The 23618-nt window shown below is 52.7% G+C and carries 17 protein-coding genes; 2 read left to right on the top strand and 15 right to left on the bottom strand.

The window, feature by feature from the left end; translation table 11 throughout:
• Positions 1–43: 43 nt before the first annotated feature.
• The 6 genes from MKX51_RS14220 to MKX51_RS14195 form a co-directional block, all read right to left on the bottom strand.
• The gene (locus MKX51_RS14220) at positions 44–763 is read right to left on the bottom strand and encodes a YebC/PmpR family DNA-binding transcriptional regulator (RefSeq protein WP_036728630.1); all 720 of its coding nucleotides are present in this window, start codon (positions 761–763) and stop codon (positions 44–46) included.
• A 94-nt stretch (positions 764–857) separates the two neighbouring features.
• Positions 858–2420, bottom strand: coding sequence for a lysine--tRNA ligase (lysS, locus tag MKX51_RS14215; RefSeq protein ID WP_340992811.1), 1563 nt, complete (start codon positions 2418–2420; stop codon positions 858–860).
• 1142 nt (positions 2421–3562) lie between these two features.
• On the bottom strand, positions 3563–4021 hold the full coding sequence (locus tag MKX51_RS14210; RefSeq protein ID WP_340992810.1) for a GNAT family N-acetyltransferase: 459 nt from the start codon (positions 4019–4021) through the stop codon (positions 3563–3565).
• 432 nt (positions 4022–4453) lie between these two features.
• Positions 4454–5572, bottom strand: coding sequence for a 5-methyltetrahydropteroyltriglutamate--homocysteine S-methyltransferase (locus MKX51_RS14205; RefSeq protein ID WP_340992809.1), 1119 nt, complete (start codon positions 5570–5572; stop codon positions 4454–4456).
• 15 nt (positions 5573–5587) lie between these two features.
• Positions 5588–6520 carry a LysR family transcriptional regulator gene (locus MKX51_RS14200; protein WP_340992808.1) on the bottom strand — a complete coding sequence of 311 codons (933 nt, stop codon included), beginning with the start codon at positions 6518–6520 and terminating at the stop codon, positions 5588–5590.
• Between the two features lie 125 nt (positions 6521–6645).
• Positions 6646–7785 (bottom strand): phosphodiester glycosidase family protein, encoded by a 1140-nt coding sequence (locus MKX51_RS14195; RefSeq protein WP_340992807.1) that lies wholly within the window; start codon positions 7783–7785, stop codon positions 6646–6648.
• A gap of 151 nt (positions 7786–7936) precedes the next feature.
• Here MKX51_RS14195 and MKX51_RS14190 point away from each other — a divergent pair, with 151 nt between their 5' ends.
• Together MKX51_RS14190 and MKX51_RS14185 are read left to right on the top strand one after the other, a co-directional pair.
• The gene (locus MKX51_RS14190) at positions 7937–8878 is read left to right on the top strand and encodes a hypothetical protein (protein WP_340992806.1); all 942 of its coding nucleotides are present in this window, start codon (positions 7937–7939) and stop codon (positions 8876–8878) included.
• An 82-nt stretch (positions 8879–8960) separates the two neighbouring features.
• Complete coding sequence (locus tag MKX51_RS14185) at positions 8961–9500, top strand: DUF4303 domain-containing protein (RefSeq protein WP_340992805.1); 540 nt, start codon at positions 8961–8963, stop codon at positions 9498–9500.
• A 69-nt stretch (positions 9501–9569) separates the two neighbouring features.
• On the opposite strand, the gene MKX51_RS14180 is transcribed toward MKX51_RS14185, so the two are convergent.
• From MKX51_RS14180 to MKX51_RS14140, 9 genes are all read right to left on the bottom strand, one after another.
• Positions 9570–10079 (bottom strand): GNAT family N-acetyltransferase, encoded by a 510-nt coding sequence (locus tag MKX51_RS14180; RefSeq protein WP_340992804.1) that lies wholly within the window; start codon positions 10077–10079, stop codon positions 9570–9572.
• A gap of 108 nt (positions 10080–10187) precedes the next feature.
• Positions 10188–11675, bottom strand: coding sequence for a TPM domain-containing protein (locus tag MKX51_RS14175; protein ID WP_340992803.1), 1488 nt, complete (start codon positions 11673–11675; stop codon positions 10188–10190).
• Between the two features lie 126 nt (positions 11676–11801).
• Positions 11802–12632 carry an aldo/keto reductase gene (locus MKX51_RS14170; RefSeq protein ID WP_445322007.1) on the bottom strand — a complete coding sequence of 277 codons (831 nt, stop codon included), beginning with the start codon at positions 12630–12632 and terminating at the stop codon, positions 11802–11804.
• Positions 12633–12689: 57 nt separating this feature from the next.
• On the bottom strand, positions 12690–17201 hold the full coding sequence (locus MKX51_RS14165; RefSeq protein WP_340992802.1) for a hypothetical protein: 4512 nt from the start codon (positions 17199–17201) through the stop codon (positions 12690–12692).
• Positions 17188–17946, bottom strand: coding sequence for a DUF6063 family protein (locus MKX51_RS14160; RefSeq protein WP_340992801.1), 759 nt, complete (start codon positions 17944–17946; stop codon positions 17188–17190). Before MKX51_RS14160 ends, MKX51_RS14165 begins: the two co-directional genes overlap by 14 nt.
• Before the next feature lie 12 nt (positions 17947–17958).
• A complete protein-coding gene (locus MKX51_RS14155; RefSeq protein ID WP_340992800.1) occupies positions 17959–19464 on the bottom strand; it encodes a hypothetical protein in 1506 nt (501 codons plus the stop codon).
• A gap of 274 nt (positions 19465–19738) precedes the next feature.
• Positions 19739–20335: a GNAT family N-acetyltransferase gene (locus MKX51_RS14150; RefSeq protein WP_340992799.1), complete on the bottom strand. Its 597-nt coding sequence runs from the start codon at positions 20333–20335 to the stop codon at positions 19739–19741.
• 59 nt (positions 20336–20394) lie between these two features.
• The gene (gene thrS / locus MKX51_RS14145; RefSeq protein WP_340992798.1) at positions 20395–22308 is read right to left on the bottom strand and encodes a threonine--tRNA ligase; all 1914 of its coding nucleotides are present in this window, start codon (positions 22306–22308) and stop codon (positions 20395–20397) included.
• Between the two features lie 484 nt (positions 22309–22792).
• Positions 22793–23512, bottom strand: coding sequence for an HAD family hydrolase (locus MKX51_RS14140; protein WP_340992797.1), 720 nt, complete (start codon positions 23510–23512; stop codon positions 22793–22795).
• Positions 23513–23618: the final 106 nt, after the last annotated feature.

Here is a 23618-nt window from a genome sequence, read left to right as displayed (position 1 = left end):
AGCCGGTTTGCAGGCTTGTCCGCTTATTCCATAGACGACTATTCTATTCTTCCGAATCCACGTTGTGGTAGACCTGCTGCACATCGTCCAATTCTTCAAGCGCATCGATCAGCTTCTCGAACTGTGCCTGCGCATCTTCAGGAATAGCTACATAGTTCTGCGGAAGCAGCGTCAACTCGGCTACAGTGAATTCCGTGATCCCCGCGCCGCGGAAGGCTTCCTGTACCGCATGGAACTGGTCCGGCTCAGCATACACGATGACCGCCTCGTCCTCTTCCAGCACATCGCGGACATCCAGGTCTGCTTCAATCAGCAGCTCCATCACCTCATCCGCAGATTTGCCTTCCACCCCGATTACCGCTGTCGGATCGAACATATACGTAACCGATCCGCTGACGCCCATGTTGCCGCCGTTCTTGCTGAACGTTGAACGGACCAGCGGAGCCGTGCGGTTGACGTTATTCGTCAGTGCATCGACTACAATCATCGAGCCGCTTGGACCGAAGCCTTCATAGCGCAGCTCAACGTAGGTCTCATCGCCGCTGCCCTTGGCTTTCTCCAGGGCACGGTCAATAATCGCCTTCGGTACATTGTAGGTCTTGGCCCGCTCCAGAACGACCTTCAGCGCCCGGTTGGATTCCGGATCAGGCTCGCCCTTCTTCGCTGCAACATAGATTTCTACCCCGAACTTGGCATAGACCTTACTTGTATTAGCATCCTTGGATGCTTTCTTTTCCTTAATATTATTCCATTTACGACCCATATCGTTACCGCTCGCTTTCCAACATTTGATGTAAAACAGTCCTGTACATTATACCTCTGTTCAATCGATCCCGTAAAGGGCCGTCCACACACCTTCACAAATCCAGCAAATTCAGCATCTGCTCTGTTCCAGCTGCCTGGATTAGCCAGGGCAGACGCGGGCCTTGCTCCGCACCAAGGACTAACTGATAGATGATGGTGAACAGTCTTTTTTGCTGGGTCCGCATCGTTTTCTTATCTTCGTGATGGCAGATGGCATAGATCTCCGTCATGAGCTGCGTCTCGTCCAGCTCCCTGCTCCGCAGCAAACTGCACAGGCTTCGCAGCCATCTCAGCTCCACTCCGGTAAGGGAATGATAATACGCATAGTTGGGCGAGGTCTGAATTGTCACCAGCTTATGCGGCATCCAGTTCCTGATCCAGTACTCCGCACGGTCCGCCACCTTCTGCAGCCGGAGTTCATTAATCTCCTCACCATTTCTAGTGAACATCTCCTGGAGCTTGTCCCTGTCGAAGTTGATTAAGGGAAGCAGACTGGCTACCTGGCCGAAACTAATGGTGCTTCCAGCACTCACCAGGGAGTCGCTTAGCAGAGACAGCTCCAGTGCACCCCCAAGATCACCCGTTAACGTGCCTGCCCGTGCTCCCGCAGCATACCGCTCGAACTCCGCATAATTGCGCAGCACATCCTCATCCAGCCCGATATGGAAGGCGGCATTCGGCTGGTATTTGGCGAACAGGAACAGTATGTTCTCAGGGGCATAGACTCGGAGCAGATCATCTGGAGTGTAATTGTGCCCGGAGGAGCTGGACATTTTAGCGAAGCTGCCTTTGATGCTGATGAATTCATATGGCTCGTACACCGGGGGTGAATACCCGAAGATCCGCTCTGCGATTACCGCAGCCACATTGTAGCTCCCCGTCTCCGACGAATGGTCCCGGCCGCCCGGCTCAAACACCACCTGCTCCAGCTGCCAGCGCATCGGCCAGTCGATTTTCCAGTGCAGCTTGATGTTGTCCGCCTGAGGAATATGTACGGTATCGCAATGACCACATCCGCAGCGGTAGGCCACACTCTCCTCCAGATCGTCGAAATTCAGAATCGTAGTCGAGTCTTTTCCGCACTGCCCGCAATATAAATGGATCGGATAAAAAGCCGCCCGCTCATCCGCCGAACTCTCACCTGTCTTGAACGAAATCAGGATATCGTAGATCTCTCCCCGGCGGCGCAGGGCGTGCAAAATTTGCGGATTATAACGGCCTGACTGGTATTCCCGGCTCTGATAGATGAACTCCGGCTCAATCCCGAATACCTGGAGCGCCTGCTCGAATTCCGACTCGAAATGTGCCGAATACGAAGCATGACAGCCATACGGACACGGCACCTGCGAATAAGGAAGCCCAATATACTGAGAGAAGCCGGGATCGATATGGGCCGGAACTTTACGGAACCGGTCAAAGTCATCCCACGAGAAAATAAACCGCACCTTCTTCCCCGCCCGCCGCAGCGCCTTCGCCACAAATGCAGTCGTCACCGCCTCGCGGAAATTCCCGATATGAACTGATCCGGACGGACTGATCCCGGATGCACATACATACGTCTGCCGCTGCGGATGCTCCGCGATTAACTGGTTTGCAATTTTTTCTGCCCAATGCATCTCAATCACCTCTAAGTTTATTGTGAATTACCTGAAAAGCAAAAAAGCTCCCGTCCTCAAGATTAATATCTTGAGGACGGGAGCTTGGATAAGCTTCGTGGTACCACCTCTGTTCACGGACAAGTTGCCTCATCCGCCTCTTCGGGTACGGCCATGACGCTTATACCCTATCTCTGTAACGGGAGAACCCGGCATACCATCCTTGGACACTTGTGCCCAATTCCCTATGCAGCTCGGAGACTTTTTTCAGATCAGGCGCTTCGCTGCTCCCTTTCACCACTCTGGAGCTCTCTGTGAACGCTGCCGCCTGCTTACTCTTCTCTTCATCGCTTGTGTTGTTGTACGTTATTATTTGCAATAATACTGCGGGAGGGAGAATGTGTCAATAAGTTTTAAAATAACCGTTAATAGCTGTCAAGGATTTCGCTTGAGCCTCTGGAACCAAAGACAGAACTCCAGAAAATTCATCACCCTAAGCCCATGCCATTCTTTTCTTCGCTATTTTTGATAAAATCATAAGGAATACATGGCAAGCTCAATTTTGTTAGTAACTTCTGCATTAGGTGGGTCTCGTCTCTTCTTATCTGTGTCCTGAACAAAAAAGGAGGGTTATTCATGAAAAAAAATCTATTCTTCACCTTCATTAGCTTTTTATTTCTTATTGCTTGTTCTTCTCAACAAGAATATTCTAACGTGAATGAAGCAATAATGTCCCTTGAAAAAAACATTCAAAAATTGAATCACCTGACGACCAAATTCTTGAGGGTATTAAACCTGTTAGCTATAAACTGAGTAATGAGGAAATAATAAAAGTTTACGCTTTCGGATCGGAGGAGAAACGAGAAAGTGGAATAAAGCACTTTGAAGAAAGTATTCAGCTTCTTAGTTCCCACGCACCAATTGTCTACCAATCTGGAAAATATTTAGTTCTGTATTACGCCCTCGCAGATTCAAAGACTCTAACACCCAAGCTAAACGAAACAGAGTTCGGAGTGAAAATAGAAAAAGCTCTCAACAGTATGTAACAGGAATAGCGAAAATAGCAAAAAAATTACGGTTTAGGGCTATGCGACTAATAGAATCGAATGTCCCGGCTCCTATGGCCAAACGATTAGCCCTCTTTGCAGGAGGGCTATTTGTGGTCAAATGCATTGATTAAGCTCCAGACAACGTACAACCTCACCGTCGTATAACTCTTCACTGACCTTTTGGAATCCAAGCGATTCATACAACATTCCGGCAATCCGGTTGTCGGGTCTATGCCCGATCATTAATCGGCTACACCCTTCATTTCGCATATGCTGTATTAATTTCACCATGGCTTGTCTGGCATACCCCTGTCCTTGATGATGTTCATCAATCATAAGGGCAGGTATCCAGCAGTTACCTTCCTCATCGGGAGTTGTACAAAAAACAATAAATCCTACCACCACAGCTCCTGAATAAATAGCCAGAAGTTCAAACTCCTGCACAAATTTTGCCTCAGCAATCCAATTAACCACCGGAGCAGGAAAAACGCTTTGTTGTTCTGGCTTCAACTTCAGCAATGTGCAATCATACCAGTTCTCGGCCGTTACAGGCCTTAGTTCAACAACCATCATATTCCCTCCAAAGATCTAGTTTCAGCATTCAAACTTCTCCCAACATTATACTGTGGAGGGAATCTCTACGGTTGGTATAGAATGGTTAAAGAAAAAGGCTATCACAGCAAGCACAAGAACACTTGAGCCTTCGCTGCTCCGAAACAAGTGGAATAATGTATCCTAATTTCGTGATTTCTAATCCTTTAAGGTGAACAAGTGGAAAAACAACAACTACTGCATCGGGATATGCCGCTACTGCGGAATGTGGAAGAAATTAAGTGTCCTTTATCCAACTGTTGTCCCGGCAAAGTCCATTCCTTCATCAGCAAGTGGAGGAAATCCACCTATGATCCGCCACAGCCCGTTGCCTAGCGCCCCCCGCAAAAAGGAGGATCGCCACACCAGGCAATCCTCCCCAATTCACACCAATTAATCCCGATCCATTGAGCGCTACACCCAAACCTCATTCGCCGTCTCAATCACCAGCCGCAGCTTATCCCACTGCTCTTCCTCCGTCAAAATATTGCCTTCCTCCGAAGAGGCGAAGCCGCATTGTGTGCTTAGGCACAGCTTGTTGATGTCTACGTACTGTGCAGCTTCTTCGATACGCGCAATGAGCTGCTCCTTACTCTCCAGGCCGCCATGCTTCGTAGTCACCAGTCCCAGTACAACGAATTGGTCCCGGATGAAGCGCAGCGGCTCGAAGTCGCCGGAGCGTTCATTGTCGTATTCGAGGAAGAACGCGTCCACGTTCGTATTCGAGAACAGCTCCTCGGCGACCGGCCCGTACCCTCCGGCGGCGAACCAGGTGGAGCGGAGATTGCCCCGGCATACATGCAGGGCAATAGTCATGTCCGCCGGGCGGCCGGCAATGCTCTCGTTGATCAGCCGGACGTAGTCTTGAGCAAGCTGATCCGGGTCAACGCCCCTGCTGCGCAGATGAGCACGATGTCTGCCGCTGCACAGCGTGCCCCAGGTGGTATCGTCCAGCTGCAGGTAGCGGCAACCCGCATCATAGAAGGCCTGAATTGCCGTCCGGTACACCTGAATGATATCTCCATACAGCGTTTCAGTATCGGAATAAATCTCGTTTCCGTTATACTCCTGCACGAAATGGAACAAAGAGGGTGAAGGAATCGTCATTTTGGCCAGCGTCTCTCCGGCCATCTGCTGCAACGTGCGGAATTCCTCGACCATAGGATGGTCTCCGAAGGCGATTTTACCGGTTATCCTGAAGCTCTCCGCCCGGTTAGTCTGCTCCTTGGAAGTGCCGGGAGTACCGCCAAGAGTGATCTTTCCAGTACCCTCAATCCCCAGGAAGAAGTCCAGATGCCACCAGGAGCGGCGGAATTCGCCATCGGTCACAGCCTTCAGTCCAAGCGCCTTCTCCTGTTGAAGCAGCTTGCCAATCTCTATATTCTCAATCTCCACCAACTGTCCTGCGGTTAGTTCACCTTCCATATGCAGGCTGCGTGCATTCTTGATCTCCTCTGTACGCAGGAAGCTCCCGACAATGTCGTAGCGGAAGGGCGGTGTGTTTCTTGTCGATCCGATCACTGGACTGCTCATACGTCCCTCCTGCTCTTATAGTAAGAAAGATTCAAGCTCGAAAGCATTACCCGACACCAGATCATTCAGAATATCGATATATGTAGACATAATCTCACTCGGTTTGCGGTCCTTGTGGGCGATCCAGCCTACAGAGAACACTTCCTTGCTGTCAAAAGGAATCGTAATCAGCCCCGCATCATCCAGCTTAGAGGCCATAATCCCAGTCCCTACGGTATACGAATCACTGCCAAGCAGCAAATGAGTCAGCGTGGCCCGGTCGGTCACCTTAATATTCTTCTCAATCTGTGTGAAGCTAAGCATCTCCTCCGAGAAATGCAGCGAATTATTATCCCCCTGCTCAAAAGTAATATAAGGATACGGATGAATGTCCTCCGCCGTGATCCACTCTTTACCAGCCAATACATGCCCTGCCCGCACATAGACATGCGGATTCGTATTGAACAGCGGAGTGAACTTCAGGTTCCCGTCACTGAACAGCTTGTTCATAATCTTGTAATTGCTCTCATTGATATACAGAATCCCGATGTCGCTGCGCAGGGTACGCACATCCTCGATGATCTCATAGGTCTGCGTCTCTCTCAGGCTGAAATTGTATTCCTGCACCTTGCTCTCCTTCATCAGCTTCACAAAAGCATCCGTAACAAACGCATAATGCTGTGTAGATACCGAGAAATAGATCGGGCTGCGCTTCTTGCCGGTATAGCGGTTCTCCATGAATTCGGTCTGCTCAATAATCTGCCGGGCATAGCCCAGGAATTCCATGCCTTCCGCCGAGATGCTGATTCCCCGGTTATTCCGTTCAAAAATCGTGATGCCCAGCTCGTTCTCCAGTTCCTTGATAGCATTCGAGAGGCTGGGCTGCGACACAAATAGCCGTTTGGCCGCTTCATTCATAGAGCCGCTGTTCGCAATCTCAATCGCGTAGCGGAGCTGCTGCAAAGTCAAACCTTTTCCCCCTCCGATCAAGGACTTCACCTGGCAGGTTCAGCAAAATAAGAATTTACTTGTTATCCTAGCACACCTGCCGCGTCTGATCTACTATAGATTATGAAGCAGGGAACCTGTGGATGCTACTGAGTGCGCTTCTTGCCTGCGTCGATCTTGGCCGGGTCCAGCCCTTCCCAGATATTCTTGATCTTCGCGTTCTCGGGGTCATCGAATACCAGGAATGCCGTCGGCAAGTAACGCTCCCCATACTGCGAAGAGGGCTTGTTGACAATCTCGTTGTCCTTCACCAGCACCGTCGAAGATCCCCCGTCCAGATTGGCCGCAATGACCGCCCCATGCTTCAGCATAATCTGCTGCACATCATACAGGTTCGCCCCGATGCTGTAGCCCGGCTGCCGTCCGTCAATCACTACGAAGAGGAGCGCACCGTCCGCCCGTTGGCCCATTGCTGTTCTTGGCGCGATGCCCCAGCCTTCGGCGGCATTCTTAATCTGGCCTTTACCGTTCACAATAATCCGTGGCTGAAAAGAAACCGCCTCCTGCACCCCCATCTTGCTGAGCTGATCCAAGGTATAGTTTCCGGCGACCATTTTGCCTTCTTTATCGATGCCGACAATCTGAGTGGATTTCTTGCCGCCCAGTCCATTGTAGAACAGCTTCCCTTGCGAGATCACCAGGCCGATCGGCTTGAAGCCATTGCCCTTCCAGTTCGGATCGGCGAAGCCGCCGCCGTTCACCCCGGCGATAGCCCCTGTCCGTGCCACCATGCTGGATACCTTCTCCCCGGAGCCGATTTTGCCCGGCACACCCAGGCGCACCTTCTTGGGATCGTTCACAATCATGACATAGCCGCTATAGCCGCTGCCCGTGACTTCTTCAATCTGGACGAGCGGTGTATGTTCGGCTTCCTTTACAGGCTCAGGCTTGATCTCATGGGTATCAACCTCGTCGCCCATCTCCTCGAAGCGCTTGGTATAATCACTGACGCGGTGCTTCAGTTCCTCTTCGCCGATAATATATTTGGCCCAGTGCCGGTGTTGAGTTGTAATCAGCGTATCTGCGATCAGGAAGCGTGTATTCTGGGCCGACGGTGCGAAATAGAGCCAGCCTCCGGCTGCTATAACCAGAATGAAACAGACCATGAACACCCTGAAGAGTGTGCGGAAGAAACCTCTTTTCTTGCGCTTGCGCGCCGGTGTCTTCTTCTTGCGGACAGTAGAACGTTGTGGTAAAGAGCTCACTTCTGAAATCCTCCCTAACATACTGATAATGGTTAAGTCTATAAACTCACAACTTCCATGATAGACGAAATCTCTGATTTAAAAGTTTCAGTTTGTTTAACTCTGTCCAGAAACTGTAAACTAGTTCATATAAGCGCAGGCCGGCCCAATTAAAACATAGGAGGACAGCGGCATGAAACAGCAATTCATCACAGCCTTGGAGCAGAACAATCGGGAGTTGATGCGGCAAATACCCAAAGGCGATCTGCACAACCATATCACCCGGGGTGGCAACAAACGTTACATCACAGCTTGGTGCGATACGGCTATACCGGAATGTCCAACATTTAAGAATCTTGGGGAGATGAACTGCTGGAATACCCGCTATATCAAGCCTTTGCTGCCTGGACGAATCGGGTATGAGAAGCGGATTGAGGCCGCTTTTGTCCAAGCGAAGACCGACGGTGTTCAATTGCTGCATATGAGTGTGACGATGGGAGAAGAAGAGTGGTTTGACGGCTCTATAGCAACACTGATCCATACCATTCAGGGCATCCATCAGCGGGTTGCGCCGGAGATTCATTTTGTGCCGGAGCTTGCCTTTCTTACTCATACACCAATCCAAGAAACCATTGAGAGGCTCGAACAATATCTGGAGTATAACTACTTTAGATCACTCGATATTTTTGGCGATGAGTCTGCTGTTCCGGGGTTTAAGCAGGCGTTCCGCATAGCGAAGGCGAAAGGGCTGATTCTCAAAGCGCATGTAGGGGAATTTGGTACATCTGATCTGGTAAAAAAAGCGGTAGAGGAACTGGAGCTCGATCAGGTTCAGCATGGCATCGCAGCCGCAGGTTCTCCAGAGATCATGAACTGGCTGGCCGACCATCACATCCAACTGAATATCTGCCCCACCAGCAATGTTCTACTCTCCCGGGTGCCTGATTATGGGTCACATCCCATCCGCAAGCTCTATGATTATGGCGTCACAGTCACGGTGAATACGGATGATATGATTATTTTTGACCAGAGTGTGTCGGACGAGTTCGTTAATCTGTACCGGGCCGGATTGTTCAGTGTGGAGGAGTTGAATACAATCAGGGAGAATGCGCTGACAGAGGCAAACCGGAGATAAAGGCAGCTGCTTGCATTCCTATACGTAACGCCACTATTCTATAAGTGAAGTTATACTAAATCATAATATAAGGAGGGTTATAATGAACGCTTTTCTAACTGAATTTGAACAACGGATTCGCGAGGGGTTTGTGGCTGACCTTGAAGCTATATTGGCGGAAGTAGCACAAGAGAAGGTATATGTCTGCGCAGTCGGTACAGATAGCGACTTTGTCACTCTGTTCCTTGCGGTCAATACAGAGCAATCCCTTGCCAGACATATTGCCGATATGACAAGTGAAGGCTTATGTGATGATGCTGAAACAGAGCTTTATTACAAATGGGGAATTTCCGAATTTCAATATGGTGAGCATTCGCATTTTAATCATATCAGCCGTTTTTTATATGCTGAGGATAATGTATACCAATATAAAGATGAAATGGTCAACATCATTGCCAAGGTTGTTAATGAAACCAAGGACGATGTATTCACAAAATATAATCAAACCAAAGAGGACATTACCTTCTTTGTATCCATGACCGACGATGAGCTGGCAGAGGAATTAGAGAATGAATCGGTGGCGCTTATGACAAATCCTGAATTAGTTCCTGAATTTATGGTACGCTATGATGCTGAAATCTAAAAAAAACTAACAGCGGCAGCCCGGACATTAACGTCCCTGACTGCCGCTGTAACAATGGCAATTCGTGCTCTACCTTGATTTTGTCAAATATAATGTCAGATCATCATCCACCCGCACCTGACTTCCTGGAACAGCGGGCAGGTTGTCATACATGAGTCCCCGGCCATCCGGGACATAGCCCCGCTTGATGTACAGCCTTTGGGCCGTACCATAGCTGTCATACAATCCGAAACCAATGCCAACCGTGTCAAATCTGGCGAATGCTTCTGCTTCGAGAGCGTCCATCAGCACACTGCCAATACCGGATTTCCGCAGGGTAGAAATCACATCAAGATTCTGAATCTCTGGAATATGATTCTCTGCAAAATAAGGATAGTGTGACGTATACACGATATGTCCCCAGCCTGCAAACTCTTTCCCACGAAGGGCTACCAGCGTAAGCCGCTTCTCCCCTTCGTTCTCCTTCCAACACTGTTCAATATACGCTACCGGTTTGCTGACATCATGCGGGGCCAGCCCTTCATGTATCCATGTAATATCCTCGGACTTCATCCGGCGGACCGTGATAGATGTACTCATAAAGTCAATCATTCCTTTCCAGCTGGACTGTGCTTTTGAAAAAAAGCCGTGCATTCCTGCACGGCTTCACGCTAACTCTAGCACAGCTTAGCGGCTGAGCGACCCGGATTAACCGTGTCTGCCTACACCGCCACCGCTGCTAGCACTGCCGCCTCCGCCAGAGTTGCTATCATCGTCGTCATCGTTGGAGGAATAACGGCCGGCTCCACCGCCGCCCGAGTATCCGCCACCGCCACGATTCCGGTCATCATCGTCATCGTCACGCGAGGAATACCGCCCCGCTCCGCCACCGCTCGAAGAACCTCCGCCCCCCGAGTTACTGCCCCAGAAACTGCTGGAGCTGGATGAGCTGCTCCCCGAGGAAGAGTGATGGTGCGGCCGCCGGTATCTTCTTCTCTGGCTGTAGCCATAACCGGGCTGGCCGGTCCAAGCGCCATAACGCCGGATATTGCGCGGGTTATGCGGATTTATCCGTATCCCGTAACGGGCAACATAACGGTTGCGCGCGGCAGCCGCGAGACTGATTAGCGCGACAAGAACCAGGAAAATCCCGAGAATCATCATCCCCTTCGATCTGGAGACAGGCACCAGCTTCACAGGTTCCTTCGCTGTCACAGGGGCTTTGCTGACAGTAGAGGCTGCTGCGGATGTGGAGCTGCCTGCGGCTTGTCCCGAAGCAGCATCTGCCCGGGCCAGGAAAAAGCTGTAGAAGGCATTCGCCGTCCCCACCACGCCGCCAGCGTAATCTTTTGCCGCGAATTTAGGCTCCAGCACCGTATTCAGAATCCCGCTGATCCGCTCATTCGTCAGCACTCTATCGATCGACTTGCCCTGTAGCACATGATAGTTATCTCCGCCGATATCCAGTACCAGCATCACATCTCTGGGTCCGGCAGCAACACCGGCGAACTTCGCATAGGTGTAATCCTGCAGGCTCTTGCCGCCAGTATTCTTAACAGTTACCACATAGATTCCGCTCCCGGTGGTAGCCGCGTAACGGTTACTCGACTGATTCAGATAATCCTTGGTAACTTGCGGGAAGATTCCGGCATTGTCCGACACATAGCTTCGGGTGCCTAGCGTTTCCGAGTAGCTTCCGCCGAGCTTCTGAATCAAGGAGCCATAGGTTTTATGGGCACCGGCGCTATACTTTTTGGCAGCGAAGTCCGGCTCCAGCGATGCCGAGAGAATCTTCGAGATCACACCACTGTTCAGCTCAGTCTCCAGTCCCTTGCCGGGAACGGCCCAGTAATCATCGTCCTTAATGGAGAGCAGCAGCAGAAGTCCGTTATTCTTGTCCGCAGAGCCGACTCCCCATGAATTGAACAGCGAGGTCGCATATTTCTCCATAGATACGCCGTTCGTCGAATTCACCGTAACCAGCACTACCTGCGCCCCGGTCTCCTGATAGAGCTTCACCCCATAGTTGACCATGTAATTCTCGGTCTTCTCATCAATCACGTTCGCGTAGTCATTCACATAGAAGGCTTCCGAATGAGCCGGTACTGCCGCCTCCGCCTTCCCCGGAATGAACGGCAGCAGCATAATGATCAGCATACCGGTCAGCACTGTTTGCAGTATTCTTGCACGCTTCATGAAATCCCCTCCGGCTTCTCAAATCTCTTCTATTACTATATCGGTTACGCACGGGATGGACGTATAGTTCCATCTCTCTTATGTGTATGTCCGAATCTAGTAATTATTCAAAAGAGTCTGCCGGGCTTACTCGTTATTAAACCGGTCCGGGTGAGAGCCGAAGCGCTGATCGCGGTTCAGGCCGTTGATCCGGCTGATCTCCTCTTCTGACAGCTCGAAGTCAAAAATATCGGCATTCGCAATAATCCGCTCCGCCTTGACCGACTTCGGAATCGTCACGATTCCGTTCTGCAGATCCCAGCGCAGGATCACCTGCGGCAGTGTTTTGTGGTGTCGGGCTGCAATATCAGCAAGTACCTCATTGTCCAGCAGATGACCTTGGGCCAGCGGGGCCCAGGCTTCAATCTGAATGCCCTGCGCCTTGCAATATTCGCGGAGCTCTTGCTGGTTAAGCAGCGGATGCAGCTCCACCTGGTTGACCATCGGCTTCACGGTGGCGTCTGCCAGCAGATCCTCCAGATGATCGATCTGGAAGTTGGATACCCCGATGGCCCGGACTTTACCGTCTGCATACAGCTTCTCAAGGGCACGCCAGGTATCTTTGTATTTGGCCCGGATCGGCCAGTGTACCAGATACAGATCGGCATAATCCAGTCCCAGCTTGCTTAAGCTCTGGTCAAATGCAGCCAGCGTAGAATCATAGCCCTGCTCTGTATTCCATACCTTGGTGGTGATGAACAGCTCCTCACGTGCCACTCCCGATTCACGGATAGCCTGTCCGACCCCTTCTTCATTTCCATATACGGATGCGGTATCAATACTTCTATAACCGGCCTTGATGGCTGCTTTGACCGAATCAATAACCTCCTGGCCCTCTTGTACCTTGAATACGCCCAGCCCGAACCATGGCATTTCTACACCGTTAGCTAATTTCGTTGTTGACTTTAGATTCATCATAATCACACTACCACCTGTCTCTATGATTTGTAGGGTTACCCAGTGATGCTTCTATTTCTAGAATAATGAAGCCGGGATCAGCTTGCGGCCGCCTTTGATCAGGGTCGAATCCAGGGCATCCCCTTTATCTCCGCCAAAATACAGCTGCCAGTACACGCCGAAGCGGATGCTGACATCATTCTTGACCAGCTCCGGCGGCGTGACGATCAGCCACTGGAACTTCAGCGCCTTCGAAATCTCGAAGACCGGGTCAAGCACGTTATTCGAGACCATCTCACCGAACGGGTTATCGTACAGGAAGACCGTCCAGCCTTTATTTTCCCGGTTAACACGCTTGTGGGTCATGATCATCATCGCCACCAGCAATTGAACAGACTGGCGTTGTCCGCCGCTGCCTACCGCCTCATCCAGCGCGCCGCGGTTGATAACCTCCCAATCGGAATAATGATAGTCCTCGGGAGCGGCATACAGGAAGTAATTCTCCGTCACCGGCTTATACACCTGCAACACCGGGAAGCGGTTCTGCAGCGCCGCGTACACCATGCGTCCATCGTTAATCAGCTCTCTGACAGCTGAAGCCGGAACCTGCTCCATCTTCGGGAACCGCTCAAGCAGGCTGCTGATGCAGCGGTTGAAGTACTCGCTGACCAGCGGTTCGATGTCATCGGTCGTCCGTGGAACGTTAATATTCTTGTAATTCAGCTTAACCAGCGGGAAGGCATGGCCGTTCTCATTGTGAATGATCATCCGGCGTTCCATCCGCTTCAGAATATCAACGATCTGCACCACACGCTTGGCTGCACGGCCTACCCACAGCTTGCGGGACAGCTCCATATCCTCTTTATCGCTGCGGATGCTCTCCATCTGATCGCGTGAGCTCTGAAGCATCGAATCCAGCACCTGTAAGGCGATAGCGAAATCATCCCAGTGAACATTGTTCAGGCGTTCCTGAATCTTAGTCTCAAGCTCTGCATTCCAGCCGGACTTGGCTACCTTGCCGCTTAGGTCAGTCTTCTCTTCCTTCACCTTGCGGGAGATATCTGCCCGCTGGCTGCGGCTCTCCTTGCTGCGCTGCAGCCAGTCCTCCACCAGCGTCTCGCAGCTCTCCCGTACACTCAGCTGCAATTCTTCCGGCACCTCCCGAAGAGGCACACGGTGCTCGACATGAGTATCCATGATCCGGCTCTGATTGCCGAGAACGAGCAGCCATTGATCCATGGAAGCCAGCATCTGCTTACTGGTATTCAGCAGATGCTCATTCTCCCGGACCCGCAGACTGATCTCTTCCTCCTTCTGTTCCAGAGGCTCATGCCACAGCTCTACCGTCCGCTCATGCTTCTCCTTGATCGCCTTCTCGGACTTGCCCAGCTCCTTGCGCAGGCTGTCAAGCTCGGTCTGACAGCGGATAAAGGAATCACGGAGCTGCTGATAGTCCTCGTCCAAGATCATCGTGTCACTCTTCTGGCGGACTCTGGCGGACTGAATCATATCCGGTGACTCCTGCGGCTCAGGGGCAGACGGCCATCCGGCATCTACCTGCTGCACCGCAGCTTCCAGCTCAGCCAGCTGTTCTCTGGCCGCCTTGATCTGGGCTGTTCTGGTGCGGATCTCCAGCTCGTTCTGGCTTAGCGACTGCTGAAGACTCTCGACCGTACTGAGCACCTGCAGCAGCTTGTCCTGCACCGTCTCATTCAGCACTTCATCGGCAGCTGCTTGATCCGCCTCAGCATTCACATCCTGAACCTTCGCACCCGCAGCTTCTCCGGGGAACTCTATGTCCGGGAACCAATTCTGCAGCCGCGGGAATACGGAATAACGTGCATCCCCGATCCATTTCTCACGTTGCAAGGCGAGGCTGTCCATCTCCGCCTTCAGCCGGGCGAGCTGCTGGTCCTTAACCGTAATCTCTTTGCTGAGATTATTCTTCTGCTCCACAGATTTTTGCTTGTCTGTATAGCTCTGCTCGTACTTCCGGCTCCGCTCACTCCACTCCCGCAGTGCCGCCGCCCGGGTCTCCTGCTCGGACTTCTCCGCTTCACAGGCTGACAGGTCTCTGGAAATTCCAGCCAGAACCTCCTCATAGCGTACCTGTTCTGCGTTCATTTCATTCAGCTGGCTGCGAAGCTGCTGCAGCAGGGTCTCCGCACTCTTCTGTCTGCTCCGCAGACTTGCGGTATGCTCGCCTTGATGCAGGCGTTCATATTCCTGCCGGGCGCTTCTCAGCTTGGCAAGATACGCTTCCTCCGCCTGAAGCTCCTCCTCCTGCTCACGGAGTCTGGAGGCCATCCCCCGCTTCCACTCCTGAAAATGATCCGGCTGCAAGACCATTTGCGGCCCTTGATGGGCCAGCAGCAGGAAGGCGTCTCTACCGCCCTCCGCCATCTCCTCACGCACGAAGACCGGGACCGGAGCCTTAAGCAGAAGCTCCTTAAGCAGCTCCGGCTGCAGCTTAGCCGCTTCACGCTTCGTGACAATCAGGCCGTAAGGAAGCAGCGGATGGCGTTCCAGCTCCTCCTCGCGGACCAGATAAGGCTGATCGTTCAGATACATGGTGCCAGTCATAGAACTAATCTTGAGGGCATCCAGCGTATCCTTCACCGTTACAATATCATGGTTAGGCAGCCAGTAGGCTTCCTGCTGTAGCTCAACATCCAGCAGCTGCTGATAATAATCCCGCCGCAGCCGCTTCGTCTGCTGCTCGGTATCCTCCAGACTGCGAATGAACCGCTCCTGGATTAGAGGCTTCGCTTCGAATAGAGCTGTCGCGCCTAAGCGCTGATGCTCGTCATACATCTCCAGCAGCACTACGAGCTGTGACCAGAGCTGTGATTCCTTGTTCATCTGCGCTTCGATGCGTCCGGTCAGCTCCTCAGCCTGAGCCTCGGCCCCCAGCAGCTTCTCAGTCAGCCGGGTATGCTGCGTATGCAGGAGCAGCTTCTGGTCTTCAGCGGTCTTACGCTGTTCGTTCAAAGCCTCAATCTGCTCAGTCAGCCCCCTGGCCGCAATCAGCGTCCGCTGTAGGGCGGCTGCCGGTGAGTGGGCGGCTTCCTGTCCGTGGCGGGAAGCGAACACACCCAGATCCTCTGTATACTGACGGATCATGGCTGTTAATTCCTGGAGCTTCCCGTCCAGTCTGCCAAGCTCCAGCAGCAATTCCTCCCTCCCCTTGCGCAGAATCTGTTCTTCCGCTGCATGGGAATGCTGCTGTCCGCTGTAGAACAGGCTCTTCGCCTGCCATAGCCGGTAGACCTGCTCCCACTGTGCCCGCAGCTCCTGCTTGGCGCTTTGAATCACCTCTTGGCGCTCCTTAATCGCAAGCGACCCTTCGATGGCTTCAATCTCCTTCTGCCACTGCTCCATCTGGCGGAGCTGCAGCTTGCGCCGGGCCAGATAATGGGCGACCTCCAGCGACTTCTCCCGCTGCTTGGATTCTTCCAGACGTTGCTTGGCCCGTGTCTGATTATCAGAGACCACTCTGAAGTGCTCCTGCTTGCCGTCATGGTCTTCCTTCAGCCGCAGGTACTTCAGATTATCGCTCTCGAATCTGAGCGTCTTCGCTTCCAGATAATGTCCGGCCAGCTCATCCCCCGTTATGCGGCGCTTGTCTTCCGCTTGCTTCAGTTCATCATGAATAACGGTATAGAGCTGCGCTCCCAGCCTCTCTGTCTCCCGGAAGCTGAGGTCCGCCTCCGTTCCGAGCTTCACCGCTTCATACAGAGGAGCCGCAAGAGAGGTGAACTCGGCAAAAGCGCGCTCCCGCTGCTCCAGCATCGGCAGCCGCTGTGCAACCGTAGCGGTGTCCACGAACATCCGCTGAAGCGAGCCTTCATCCTCGCGCAGGCTCCCTCCCAGACTGGAACCGATCTCTGGAATAATCAGCCGCTCGAAGAGATTATGATTGGTGAAAGCGTCATTTTTCTGGAAATAGCCCTTGATGCCGCCCTCTTCCCCGTTGATTCTGCGCATATTGCGCCATTCATCAATATGGATATCATGGTCAGCCAGGTAGGCATAGTATTTCTTCAGATCGGAGCTGCTGCTGCCGTAGACATTAATCTCACCCCGCCGTTCCCGCACAAACTGCTGAATCGCTTCGAAGCTCGCGGGCGTATTCAGCTCATGATCGTACAAAGGCAGGGTGGAGAGTGTAAGCTCAGCCGTCTCCTCATATTTCAGCAGCGCGTATAGCAGATAATCCACTTTGATCTCAAGCTGGTCCATGGAATGCTGGGCTGTCATCGCGATCCCGGTGGTGACATACTCCGTCCGCTCCTTATCGTCGAGCCGCCATTCGATGGCCACGTGGAAGGTGTAGGGCTTCAGCTGTTTTTTGTGATTATGGAAGAAGGCCTCGACCTGGTTCTCATTATCCTTACCCCAGGCGGCTCTAGGCATCAGCAACTGGAAAATCGACTGCAGCAGCACGCCCTTCCCCCCGCCGTTCATCAGCGTAATCAGGGTATTGGCCGGGCCTTCTTCATTACACAGATCGAGGATCATATCCTCATATTTCTTCAGCATCTTCTCGTATTTCAGTCCGGCGATGCGGATTCGCTCAATGCGCGGCATAGGCTTCACCCTCCTGTTCGCTCAGTGTGCGGCCAATCAGAGCCTTCAGCTCTTTGTACCGGTCCACATCATGGTAGAGATAACGCATCCGCTCGTACAGCTCTTCCCGGGGGAAGATCCGCTTCTCATGCTCGGAAATGAACACCAGATGCTCCTCCTCCAGCAGCTTCATTCCTTCGTGAATGAGGCCAATCCGGGAGCCTGCACCGCGGGTCAGCGAATCGCCCTCCTCCTGGCTGCGGGTCTGCATATAGAGGCTGGTCCACACTCTGTGCATCGCCTGGATATCCAGCCGCCACTGCTTGCTGAAGCTGCCGTCTTCATCCATGCCAATCCAGCCTTGGAACAACTCGGATACCTGATCCGACAGTTGTATGTAAGACATGCTGTCCTGTCCCGGCTTGAAGTGCTGCTCATCCTGATCCATCTCCGCCAGGAAGACAAGGATAATAACGTTAATGATATGTAGATGCGTCTTACGCTCAATCCGTGAATATTTATTACGCAGCTGAGTGAAGTTGCTGGCGAACCCGGAGCCGATCGGACTCACGAGCAGGTGCAGGCGGTGACCGGAATTCATAATCCGGCAGCCGGCTTCTTTGGCTACATATTGCAGGGCATCATAGGCGGCGGTATCCTGCAGACATTCGGCGGCAGCGGGATCATCCAGCGGAATCACCTTGCGCCGAAGCAGGTCGAAGAACAGCCGGGAAGCCTGCTGAACTTGCTCTAAGGAATAACTCATATCCGAATCATCTCACTTCTCTACTATAGTAATGGTATAAGGGCTGATCTCAAGACCAGGGATACGGATGCTGCCCTGCTGCTGCGAAGAGATGGTAGTCCGCAGCCTTAAGCCGCGCAACACCGCAAGCTCCGGGTGGTCCAGCATCAGCCGCTGAAGCAGCTTCTGGCACTCGTCCGCGACGCCATGGCCTTCCGCTTCCTGCTCCTCGACAGTAATTACGGTATGGAAAAATTGCACCCACAAATCCACGGCATCCGGACAATCCGCCCAGCGCCGCTGCTCCTGCTCCGTGAATGCCTCCGCAGTGAAGGTGAAGCTGCCCTGCGCAGCCACTCCGGCAATGACGGGCAGCCACAGTTCACATACCTCGGTCCAGGGAATATCTCTGGGCACATAATGGATGTCCTCTTCTTCCCCGGCTTCCTCCGTCACATCCGGCGTATCCTCCGGCAGGAAGCCAACCTCCTGCTCTTCCCAGGCCCAGGCCAGCGGATAGATGAAATCCTGGCTGGGCGAGAACAGCCCGCTGATCAGCGTCTCCAGGCTATCCCCGTCCCGCAGACCTTCGGGCTTCACCCATTCCTCCCACACATGGGTGCGGAAGTTAAAGCCCGCTGCTCCCCAGAATAATTCCGGGAAGTTCAGCCGCAGATTCGTCTCCGCTTCGAAGATGCTCAGCACGACCTCGGCCAGCTCGTCATGCACCCGCCGGGACAGCTCCACCCGCTCGGAGAGCTGACGCAGTTCATTGAAATCAATGACATCCTTCTCATCATTGGCCAGCCGGGCCAGCGAGCGGTGGATATTATCGAAATGCTTGCGTTCCTCGTCAAACTGCTGATGGATCTCCTCCAGCCGCTCGTGCCGCTGAGTGCCGTATTCGCTGAAGATATGCTTCGGATTACGGCGCAGGGCATTACGGTATTCCTGCTGCTGCTGGGTCATTTTGCGCACGCGGGAGATCAGCTCATTCACATCCTGCATCGCCCGGGTAACCCGTCCATGCTTGATATGCATCTGAATCTCCAGCAGCTTGATGCTGACCTGGAACTCATCGATAATCTCGTGGCTCATGAAGATCAGCTCCATCGCATACTCGGAGAGCCGGTAAATGGTCGTCCCGTTCTCCTCCCAGCTGATACGCGTAGCATCCTCGTCCACAGTGAAATACTTGTATTTCTGGACCCCGATCTGCCGGGTATGGTCATCATAATAATGGGCCTCGAAATCTCCGCCGCTGCCGCTCCACAGCAGTCCGTCCACCAGCCGCTCGACCGATTCCGGGCTGCCGAGCTTCTCTATGCCGAATCGCTCCAGCGAGCTCCAGGCCAGATCCACCAGATCCTCCCTGGCCCGCTGTTCATTCGATTCCAGCTCCAGATAATAGACCTGCAGCAGCACACTAAGCGCAATCATTTCCTTATACGGCTGCAGCTCACCCAGATTCATGCCTGCGCCCAGACTCCATAAGGGATTCAGCCGCTTGTTCCGTTCTCCGAAATCATTCCAGTTCATCCTCTAGCCAACCTCGCCATCACTTCATAATTTCCCTACAACATAACATAAACCCAAATCCGCACCGCAGGGTGAAGGTTGGGCCGGAACATACAAATATAGACGGTTTGTTCATGCTCAGAACCCCGAGATAATGGGAATGTATGTTTCTATTCTCATGTCATTCTATTATATCAATGTTTCATAGATATGGCTATTTGCAAAATAAATAGAGGAGCCCGCGCAGGGACCCCTCTATGTTAAAGCACTACTTTACAACACACCATATCAACCGCTATTTATATTTCTCATTCACCAGATATTGCAGATTCTTCTTCACCGCAGGCCATTCCTCATCGATAATGCTGTACAGCACATTGTCCATAACAGCCCCGTCAGCGGTAATACGATGCTTGCGCAGGACGCCCTCCCGGACCGCTCCAATCCGCTCAATGGCCCGCTGGGAGCGCAGGTTGTGACTGACAATGGAGAAGTCCACCCGGATCAGCCCCAGCACCTCGAAGGCATGTTGCAGCAAAAGCAGCTTCGACTCCGTATTCACCGCAGTTCTCCAATAGTCCGGTGAGATCCAGGTGCAGCCGGTCTCTGCATTGCGATGCGTACCGTCCAGATGCATCAACCGCGTAGTCCCTACGATCCGGCCGGATGCCTGCTCCACCATCACATAAGGCATATCCTTGCCTGCCGCCTGATTCGCCAGAGCCGTATCCACCAGTTGTCCTGCCTGTTCCTCTGAGCTGATCCGTCTCCAGGTGTACTCCCAGATCAGCGGATTGTGCAGCAGCTTCTTAAGCTCAGGCTTATGCTCTGCCGTCAAAGGCACAAGCCGGATTACGCTACCTGCAAGCTGCCCTGTTTCTATTGCTGTCAACTGATTTCCCCCTATATCTTTTTACCTGTTAGCTTTTCACCTGTTATATATGAAGCGATTTATTCCCATCTGTCAATCCTGGCAGTCAATTGCTGAATGAATTCCTGCGCCCTCAGCGTGGACAGTGCGTTCTCCGCACGGCTTCGTACCGAGATTGTTCCGTCATTCTGCTCCTGATCTCCCAGCACCAGCATATAAGGGATTTTCTCCAGCTGCGCTTCACGGATTCTGTAGCCCAGCTTCTCATTCCGGGAATCCACCTCCACCCGCAGTCCGGCTGCCGCCAGCTGTCTTCTGACCTGCTCGGCATACTCATCATGAACCACAGAGACTGGCAGCAGCTTGACCTGCACCGGAGACAGCCACAGCGGGAACGCCCCGCTATAGTGCTCTGTAAGAATACCCATGAACCGGTCAATGGAGCCGAACACGGCACGATGAATGACAACCGGACGATGCTTGTTGTTATCTTCGCCAATGTAAGTCAGGTCGAACTTCTCAGGCATCTGGAAATCCAGTTGAATCGTACCGCATTGCCAGCTCCGCTTCAGGGCATCGAGGACATGGAAATCGATCTTCGGCCCGTAAAAAGCGCCATCTCCTTCATTCACCCGGTACTCGATTCCGTTATTCTTCAGCACCCGCGCAAGCGACTCCTCCGCCTGATCCCAGAGCTCTTCGGACCCCATATAGTCCTCCGGGCGTGTAGACAGCTCGACCTTGTACTCGAATCCGAAGATAGAATAGAACTGATCGATCAGCTCCAGCACCCGCGAGATCTCGGATTCAATCTGCTCCGGCAGCACGAACAAATGGGCATCATCCTGGCAAAAAGTCCGGACCCGCATCATCCCGTTCAGCGCGCCGGAGGATTCATGGCGGTGAACCTGGCCGTATTCCGCAATGCGGATCGGCAGATCCCGGTAGGAACGGAGGCTGTTCTTGTAGATCAGCATATGTCCGGGACAGTTCATCGGCTTCAGCGCAAAATCTGTCTCATCCACCTTAGTGAAATACATCTCGTCCTTGTAATGATCCCAGTGTCCGGATTGCTCCCACAGACGGCAGTTCATCATCAGCGGCGAGCGGACCTCCTCATACCCGTCCGCGCGCTGCAGCCTGCGGGAGAAATCCTCCAGCGCTGTGCGTATCAGCATCCCTTTGGCCAGGTAGAACGGCATGCCCGGCGCTTCCTCGGAGAACATGAACAAGCCCAGCTCCTTGCCCAGCTTGCGGTGATCCCGTTTCTTCGCTTCCTCCAGCAGATGCAGATGCTCTTCAAGTGCCGCAGCGCTCAGGAAGGCTGTGCCATATATCCGTTGGAGCACCTGATTGTCAGCATCTCCGCGCCAGTAGGCACCTGCTACACTTAGCAGCTTGAACGCCTTAATCCGGCCAGTGGAGGGCAGATGCGGCCCCCGGCACAGGTCCGTGAATTCGCCTTGCTCATACAGGCTGATGACCGCGTCCTCCGGCAGATCCCGGATCAGTTCCAGCTTCAGCGGCTCTTCCGACTGTTCAAAGTACTGCACCGCTTCCGCCCGGCTGACCACCCGGCGCCGGATCGGCAGGTTCTCCTTGATGATCTTCCCCATCTCCCGCTCAATCGCAGCAAGATCCTCGCTGGACAGGGGTTGTTCAATATCTATATCGTAATAGAAGCCGTCCTCGATCACTGGACCAATGCCCAGCTTCACGTTCCGTTCTCCATAGATCCGTTTGATCGCCTGGGCCATCACATGGGCTGTGCTGTGTCTGTGAATCATCAGCCCGTCGCTGCTGTCCGCTGACACGATCTCCACGAGGCTGTCCCCTTCAACCGGACAATCAAGGTCAACGAGTCTGCCATCGATTTTGCCAGCTACTGCATTCTTCCTTAGACTTACGCTAATCGACTCCGCAATCTGCGCAATTGTGGTGTTACGCGAATACCTCCTATTTGCTCCATCCGGCAGCTGCACTTGAATCTCCATGATTATGGCCTCCATTTCTTCAGTGTATAATCGTATATGTGAACACAAAAAAACGCATCTCATCCCGGAAAGGGACGAGTGCGTCTAAGCTCGTGGTTCCACCCTAATTCGACTATACGTCACTTCACCCCCGGCTGTTCGGCGGAAACGTGATCAGTACAATCCTCATGGCATCCGTTAACGGGGATGGGGCGGTGACATTTACAGCCTCGCTAACAGCAGGAGGGTTCAGTGTCACGGCTATAGAGGGGTAACATCCGGCTGGTCTCTGTAAGAAGCTCTCACCTTGCACTTCTCTCTCTGGTCAGTCCTCACGGGATATCCTGTCTCTGGTCATTGCCTTGGTTATGGTGTTGCTGGTTACATAATACGCACGGTCTTCGCCAGAAGTCAATACTTCGCAGAAAAAAACTTAAAATCCGCTTCCCGCTTGACCGCTTAATTCCTTTAACTTTAACTCCCTTAATCCCTCAGCCCGTGGGCCTTACCCACCGAGCTCATTCCGCTGCAACCGCTGAATAATATCCTCTACTTCTTCCACCGTATGCGCAATATAATCCGCACCGGCCGCCGATAACTCCTCCTCTGAACCATAGCCGAATAACACGCCCACAGAGGCTACACCGCAGGCTTTGGCCCCGATGATGTCATGCTCCCGGTCCCCGATCATCAGCGAATGCGAAGCAAGAAGATTATTCTCCTCCAGCACATGCTGAATGACCTCGCGCTTCTTCGATCTTGTGCCATCCAGGTTGCTGCCGGCCGCATACTTGAAGAACCCGTCCAGTTCGTAATGCCGGAGGATCTGCTCAGCGAACACAATAGGCTTGGAGGTCGCCACATACAGCTCGAATCCCTTACTCCTCAAGCTCTCCAGCAGGTCTGGAATGCCTGGAATCACATGGTTCTCGAACATCCCCAACGTCCGGTAACGCTCCCGGTAGAACTCTACAGCCTGTGCCGCTGCCTCCGCCGTAAAGCCCTGAATTTCGATAAAAGAATCATATAGCGGCGGACCTATGTACGGAATCAGCAAGTCAGGATGCTCCACCTCAATGCTGAATTGGTTGAGCGCATACTCCACGCTTTTGGTAATACCTTCCTTGGGATCGGTTAGTGTGCCGTCCAGATCAAATAAGATGTGCTTCAAGCTGTCCTTCATCTCTTCCGGATGCTCCCTTCGTGTGTAATTGCTATCCATCATACCTTGCTTCCTGTTTATTTTCCACAGGCTTCTCCGCGCCGATAATCACTGCACACACAAGAAGGCACCCATTCAGCCATTATCTGGCTTACGGGGCGCCTCTATT

The organism is Paenibacillus sp. FSL M7-0420, from assembly GCF_038002345.1.
Lineage (GTDB): Bacteria > Bacillota > Bacilli > Paenibacillales > Paenibacillaceae > Paenibacillus_AQ.
Note: the sequence above shows the minus strand (reverse complement) of the source record. Positions and strands in the feature narration are given on the sequence as shown.

Coding starts and splice junctions, on each gene's coding strand:
- MKX51_RS14220 (WP_036728630.1), bottom strand. CDS start 763: ATGGGTCGTAAATGGAATAATATTAAGGAAAAGAAAGCATCCAAGGAT.
- lysS (WP_340992811.1), bottom strand. CDS start 2,420: ATGCATTGGGCAGAAAAAATTGCAAACCAGTTAATCGCGGAGCATCCG.
- MKX51_RS14210 (WP_340992810.1), bottom strand. CDS start 4,021: ATGATGGTTGTTGAACTAAGGCCTGTAACGGCCGAGAACTGGTATGAT.
- MKX51_RS14205 (WP_340992809.1), bottom strand. CDS start 5,572: ATGAGCAGTCCAGTGATCGGATCGACAAGAAACACACCGCCCTTCCGC.
- MKX51_RS14195 (WP_340992807.1), bottom strand. CDS start 7,785: ATGTTAGGGAGGATTTCAGAAGTGAGCTCTTTACCACAACGTTCTACT.
- MKX51_RS14190 (WP_340992806.1), top strand. CDS start 7,937: ATGAAACAGCAATTCATCACAGCCTTGGAGCAGAACAATCGGGAGTTG.
- MKX51_RS14185 (WP_340992805.1), top strand. CDS start 8,961: ATGAACGCTTTTCTAACTGAATTTGAACAACGGATTCGCGAGGGGTTT.
- MKX51_RS14180 (WP_340992804.1), bottom strand. CDS start 10,079: ATGAGTACATCTATCACGGTCCGCCGGATGAAGTCCGAGGATATTACA.
- MKX51_RS14175 (WP_340992803.1), bottom strand. CDS start 11,675: ATGAAGCGTGCAAGAATACTGCAAACAGTGCTGACCGGTATGCTGATC.
- MKX51_RS14170 (WP_445322007.1), bottom strand. CDS start 12,632: ATGATGAATCTAAAGTCAACAACGAAATTAGCTAACGGTGTAGAAATG.
- MKX51_RS14165 (WP_340992802.1), bottom strand. CDS start 17,201: ATGCCGCGCATTGAGCGAATCCGCATCGCCGGACTGAAATACGAGAAG.
- MKX51_RS14160 (WP_340992801.1), bottom strand. CDS start 17,946: ATGAGTTATTCCTTAGAGCAAGTTCAGCAGGCTTCCCGGCTGTTCTTC.
- MKX51_RS14155 (WP_340992800.1), bottom strand. CDS start 19,464: ATGAACTGGAATGATTTCGGAGAACGGAACAAGCGGCTGAATCCCTTA.
- thrS (WP_340992798.1), bottom strand. CDS start 22,308: ATGGAGATTCAAGTGCAGCTGCCGGATGGAGCAAATAGGAGGTATTCG.
- MKX51_RS14140 (WP_340992797.1), bottom strand. CDS start 23,512: ATGATGGATAGCAATTACACACGAAGGGAGCATCCGGAAGAGATGAAG.